Origin of the sequence: Corynebacterium sp. LK10 (assembly GCF_008042455.1) — a bacterium.
GTDB lineage: Bacteria > Actinomycetota > Actinomycetes > Mycobacteriales > Mycobacteriaceae > Corynebacterium > Corynebacterium jeikeium_D.
The window spans coordinates 1-5,302 of record NZ_NOVT01000008.1 but is presented as its reverse complement, the minus strand read 5'-3'; the positions used below and the strand labels follow the sequence as shown (position 1 = coordinate 5,302).

Genomic DNA, 5,302 nt, shown 5'->3' with positions numbered 1-5,302 from the left:
GTGCTAGAGGTTATGACGCAAGTTTATTGAATTCCAGAGAATTTCTGAACATCCGGCGAGCGAAGGAAACGCCCGGCCATTTCCACAGCTGGCTGAGAAGAATCTCCTTCGATTACAAGGGACGCAATCGCCAATTCCCCTGTCGTTCCAGCGAACCAGCCATTGGAAAGCTTGCCATCAATTTCTGCTGTACCAGTCTTTCCGCCAAGTGCACTAAGATCACTCAACGACCTAGCTGAACCGTGGTCAATTGTTGATTTCATCATCGTCCGGAGGCTTTGAATAGTTGTATCGCTGACATGCTGGTCTGCCTGTTTATTCACTACTGTCTGTTCGCCTTGAATGAGCTGTGGAGGAACAAGCAAGCCGCCGTTAGCGACAGTCGATTGCATGAGCGCAATCCCAAATGGACTAGCTAGAACCTCGCCCTGTCCAATAGAAGCCTCCACACGAGGAGGTCCAGCCGGTGTCCGCGGCACCGAACCAGTAAGTGTGGTCATCCCTGGTACGTCGAAGTCGGAGCCAATTCCGAGTTCTAAAGCAGTCCGTTGCAGATCATCTTCTCCCAAACGATCCGAAATGACCGCTTGGGTTGTGTTACATGATTGGGCGAAAGCTTCTTCCAGTCGAACGCTACCTAGATCGAAGTCATGATCGTTGGGAATCTTGCGTCCAGCGACGGTGATATTGCTAGGACAAGGTAGTTCCTCATCCATGCTGACTGCCCCTGCCTCTAGTGCCGCCGCTGTGGTCACAGTTTTGAACGTCGATCCCGGTGGGAATAGCCCGGTGAGTGCGATTGGCCCTTGGTTATTTGCCTTGTCATTTTGTGCAACGGCAAGGACACCTCCTGTTCTAGGATTGAGCACGACTAGAACTGCGGCACGTTGCTCACTGTCCACTGCTTGTTTTGCTGCGCTTTGCAGTGTGTTATCCAGAGTGGTTGCGATTGGCTGAACTCGGCGAGGCGGCTCAGAGGCTACCGTCGTCATACCTTGTGAACTCTCAGCGCGTATCGACCATCCTGAATTAGCATCGAGCACTGACTCCCAATATTTGTTCAATTCAGCATCCAGCGGAGAGTTAAGAGTTTTGGACACGCTTAAGAGACGCCCCTGCTCCACAGTGGAAATTCCCTCAAAGGTCCTAAGTTGCTCTTGTATCTTCCGGAATTCTTCCTGCCTCAAAGTGAGGAGCACGGTGTCTTCATCCTGAGACTCTCCCAAGGTCTGCTCGATCCACTCCTTAGTCGTTGTGGGAGACACTGGTGCAAAAATCTGGGCCAATTCCTGCGCTCTAGAGGCTATATCTTTGCGACCTCGTACCTGAATAACTTTCGTCCAGGTCATATATTCATTGCCCAAGCGATCTTTAATTGGAAGATCGTACTGTTTATCTTCAGCAAAAAAGAGTGCGGAATCATCGCTCAACTGAGCTTCGAAGATCGAAGGCAACCATTGAGGCTTACCATCCTGTCCACTAAGGACGAGCCGACCATTGCTCTCCAACTCCACACCATCTTTGGACCAAGTCACATGAGTATTCTGCTTTCCATTGGAAATATCAGATTTTTCGATGTTGACCTTCACACCATGAAGTGACTGCCGAAATTCATGAAGGGCGCGCTCCGGGTCTGGATGATCCAGATACCGTGCAGCCTTGCTGTCATCTCCCGCGTTGAAAGCTTTGAGAAATACGTCTGAGTCTGATTCCCACGGTAGAGCTGAACAGCTGCTCAACATCACTGCGGAGAGCGAACAGAGTGCAATCACCGACTGACGGAAACGATTGTGCTTAGTCATCATGGGAGTGACGTTAAGTGAGACGCATTGGATGCCACCAATATCACATAATGCAATTGTCTCATTTCATTCACATATAGGCGATGGTAGAAGTGTGTATTCAAGTGGCAGAAATTCTAACGAAGAGCGTCCACGAGCAGTCTAGCCACTTCGCCAATAGCACCATCGTGAGTACTCATTGCTTGTTCTGGCACCACCTGTTTCAGCATGATGGACACCACAATGGGCTCCTCGCCCTCAACCTGGATAATCGAAGCTTCACCATGGAGAAGTCCTACAGTGCCCGTTTTTCCATAGATATCAACGCCGCTTGGAGGAAAGCCTGAAGGAACACGGTGACGCCACACCTGCAACCCCAAGAGTTCACACATAGATCGACGTACCGCTGCACTATCGTCTTTCCAAACCTGTTCCAAGTCATTAGTTATTTCCGCCAACGAAGAGACTGCAGAAAACGCTATATCTGTACTACTCCCCCCTTGGGATTGAACATATTGACGCAATTGTTTCTCCGCCGTCACTAAGCTATTCCGATCTTGCAAGTCATAATGAGGTGGAAACCGTTTAAGAAATGCTTCTCGAGCCCACGCAGGCAGTAGACGCAAAATCTCGTGGGCGGCCACGTTATCTGACACCGATGCGACTTGTTTCATTAAGTCTCGGAGACTCACGTTCACTGCGTCATCAAAGGCAGCGAACCCATACCCTTCGTAAGTTCCTTTGGACGGTGCAACGTCAACACGAAGACGAGGATCCAGATCACCTCGTTGAATCGCTTCCAAAGTGAGGTGGAGGAGCCGGATTTTATATAAGGATGCCACCGTAATTTTCTCGTCTTGTTTGCGTCCGATAGTCACCCCATCGTGCAGTCGCGATGCACACCACCATCCCTCACACCCCGACCGCGTCAACACGTTTTCCAGGGCCATCTCCATCCGTGCAGTCATTGGTTAATCCTTCGACAAATTCTTTCGGCGACCGCCATGGCCTCGGCGCCATTGTCCATCCCACCTCGGCGAACCACTACATCCACGGAAAAATCGAAACGGGAAGGAAGCTCAATAGCATTGTCAAACTGGTGAAAACCGCGAAATACCAAAGACATCCCCTCCCCTCTTCCAATCAATAAGCCCCTACCTAGAGCATCCTCTGAATCATTAATTTCGCAAGACACACCCGACCGAAATAGCTCTCTCGCCAAACCACTGGCTGCACTTGAATTGTCATTCAGGTTCTCCACCAGCAGATTCAATTGAGACAAGGTCTTATCCAACCTTGAATACCCCGGCGGCACCACTAGATCACGTGACAGAGAAAACTGCCTCGCACTGCGGTGAGTACCCAAGGGAACCGGAGCTTGAACAAGCCCCGCATGAATAGCGCCTTCTTCAACACGGGCAAGAATCTCAACAGAAGGCAGTGACGACAAAACTACTCCATCATGCTGCTGTGCCTTTGCTGCAATACGCGATCCTATCTCGCTTGGAAGCGCACTACTGATGGCCAAACGAAACCCGCTTTGCGCACCACTTCGGATACCGTCAATCATCGAATGCATAGTCTGAAGATCGCGATTAATCACCCGGGCATATGGAAGCAAGGTCAACCCTGCCTCGGTTAGTTTCACTTCCCCCGCCCCTCGGATAAATAGCGGTGTACCTACACCAGCTTCTAAGCGCTTAATGGCATTGGAGACAGGCGGCTGACTCACTCCCAGTCGCGCTGCCGCCGCTGTAAAACTACCGGTCTCCGCTAAAGCCACGAAATACTGCCATTGGCGCAGATTTCCCGTCTGAGCAATCATGGGTCTCAGCATAGTGGAGCACGAGTTCGCACCACTGCAGCGTAAAATGATGTCTTTGGCTTGAGCAACACCGTCGCGGTGGCGTCGATAAACAAAAAGGAAGTGACACACAGCGTGGGCATTGGAAACGGACCGCTCATTGTGCAGTCGGATAAGACCGTGCTGCTGGAAATCGACCACGAACAGGCGCAGGAGGCGCGCACCGCGCTGGCACCGTTCGCGGAGCTGGAGCGCGCGCCGGAGCACGTGCACACCTACCGCATCACCCCGCTGGCGCTGTGGAACGCCCGCGCGGCAGGGCACGACGCGGAGCAGATCATGGACGTGCTGGAAACCTACTCGCGGTTCCCCGCCCCGCAGCCGCTGCTCATCGACATTGCCGACACGATGGATCGCTACGGGCGGCTGAAGCTCATCAAGCACCCAGCGCACGGGCTCGTGCTAGAGACGACGGACAGGGCTGTGCTGACGGAGATCCGGCGTCACAAAAAGATCAAGCCCATGTTGGGCGCAGAGATCGACGAGGACTCGATCGTTGTGCACCCTTCCGAGCGCGGCAGGCTCAAGCAGGAACTGCTGAAGGTCGGCTGGCCCGCAGAGGACCTGGCGGGATACGTCGACGGCGAGGCACACCCCATCGAGCTGTCGCAGGAACACGAAGAATGGCAGCTGCGCGACTACCAGGAGATGGCGGCCGATAGCTTCTGGGAAGGCGGCTCGGGCGTGGTAGTGCTGCCATGTGGTGCGGGCAAGACGATGGTCGGCGCGGCCTCGATGGCCAAGGCAAAGGCCACCACCCTGATCCTGGTGACGAACACCGTCGCGGGCAGGCAGTGGAAGGACGAGCTAGTGCGCCGCACCTCCCTGACGGAGGATGAAATCGGCGAATACTCCGGAGAGAAGAAGGAGATCCGCCCCGTGACCATCGCCACCTACCAAGTGGTCACGCGCAAGTCGAAGGGCGAATACCGGGCGCTGGAGCTGTTCGACTCCCGCGACTGGGGCTTAATCATTTACGACGAGGTTCACCTGCTGCCTGCCCCGGTGTTCCGCATGACCTCCGACCTGCAGTCTCGCCGCCGTCTGGGGCTCACCGCCACCCTGGTGCGCGAGGACGGCCGCGAAGGCGACGTATTCAGCCTGATCGGGCCGAAGCGCTATGACGCCCCATGGAAGGACATCGAGGCCTTCCTGGATCGCATGTCCCCCGGCGGTCTCTCGTCCGTTCCCCAGTCCCTGCGGTATTTGATTGACGACGCCACCAGGGCATTCCAGCAGGGCTCCGCCACCGAACCCCACTCGGCTCGTGTCCCGTCTCGCGTGGATACTCCCCAGCGCAACATCATGGACATCACTGGGGACTCCACCGAGATCGCCTCGGAGATCGACGGCGCCGTGGAGGGTTTTCGCCGCGCCCACGACCAGGCCATCGCCGTGGACCCGGCGGACGGCACGAAGGCCTCGGACACCCGGACCTTCCGCTCGCCGCGGGAGATCATGTCCGAGCTGCGCCGCGCCTATACCGCGGGCACACAGGTGCGCCTGCACTACGTGGACTATGCGGGTGCCACCAGCCATGACTGGATCTCCATCGTGATGATGACCCCCTCCACCATCTCCGCGGTGCTCGAATCCACCGGGGAGAGCCTCACGATCCAACCCCACCGCATCGCTGCGGTGGACGTGCCGTGCTAGA

Annotated in this window: 4 protein-coding genes; 1 reads left to right on the top strand and 3 read right to left on the bottom strand. The window is 55.2% G+C overall.

Annotated features, from left to right (window positions below):
- Nucleotides 1-23 precede the first annotated feature (23 nt).
- The 3 genes from pbp2m to CHU70_RS03310 all read right to left on the bottom strand — a co-directional run bounded on the left by pbp2m (nt 24) and on the right by CHU70_RS03310 (nt 3,606).
- Entirely contained in the window at nt 24-1,805 is a 1,782-nt protein-coding gene (gene pbp2m / locus CHU70_RS03320) for a penicillin-binding protein PBP2M (protein ID WP_016421369.1), read from the bottom strand.
- A gap of 113 nt (nt 1,806-1,918) precedes the next feature.
- A complete protein-coding gene (locus CHU70_RS03315) occupies nt 1,919-2,749 on the bottom strand; it encodes a serine hydrolase (protein WP_012360808.1) in 831 nt (276 codons plus the stop codon).
- Nucleotides 2,746-3,606: a LysR family transcriptional regulator gene (locus CHU70_RS03310; protein ID WP_012360809.1), complete on the bottom strand. Its 861-nt coding sequence runs from the start codon at nt 3,604-3,606 to the stop codon at nt 2,746-2,748. The genes CHU70_RS03315 and CHU70_RS03310 overlap by 4 nt, the downstream gene beginning before the upstream one ends.
- Nucleotides 3,607-3,720: 114 nt before the next feature.
- On the opposite strand from CHU70_RS03310, the gene CHU70_RS03305 reads away from it, so the two are divergent.
- The gene (locus tag CHU70_RS03305) at nt 3,721-5,301 is read left to right on the top strand and encodes a helicase-associated domain-containing protein (protein ID WP_016421371.1); all 1,581 of its coding nucleotides are present in this window, start codon (nt 3,721-3,723) and stop codon (nt 5,299-5,301) included.
- Nucleotide 5,302: the final 1 nt, after the last annotated feature.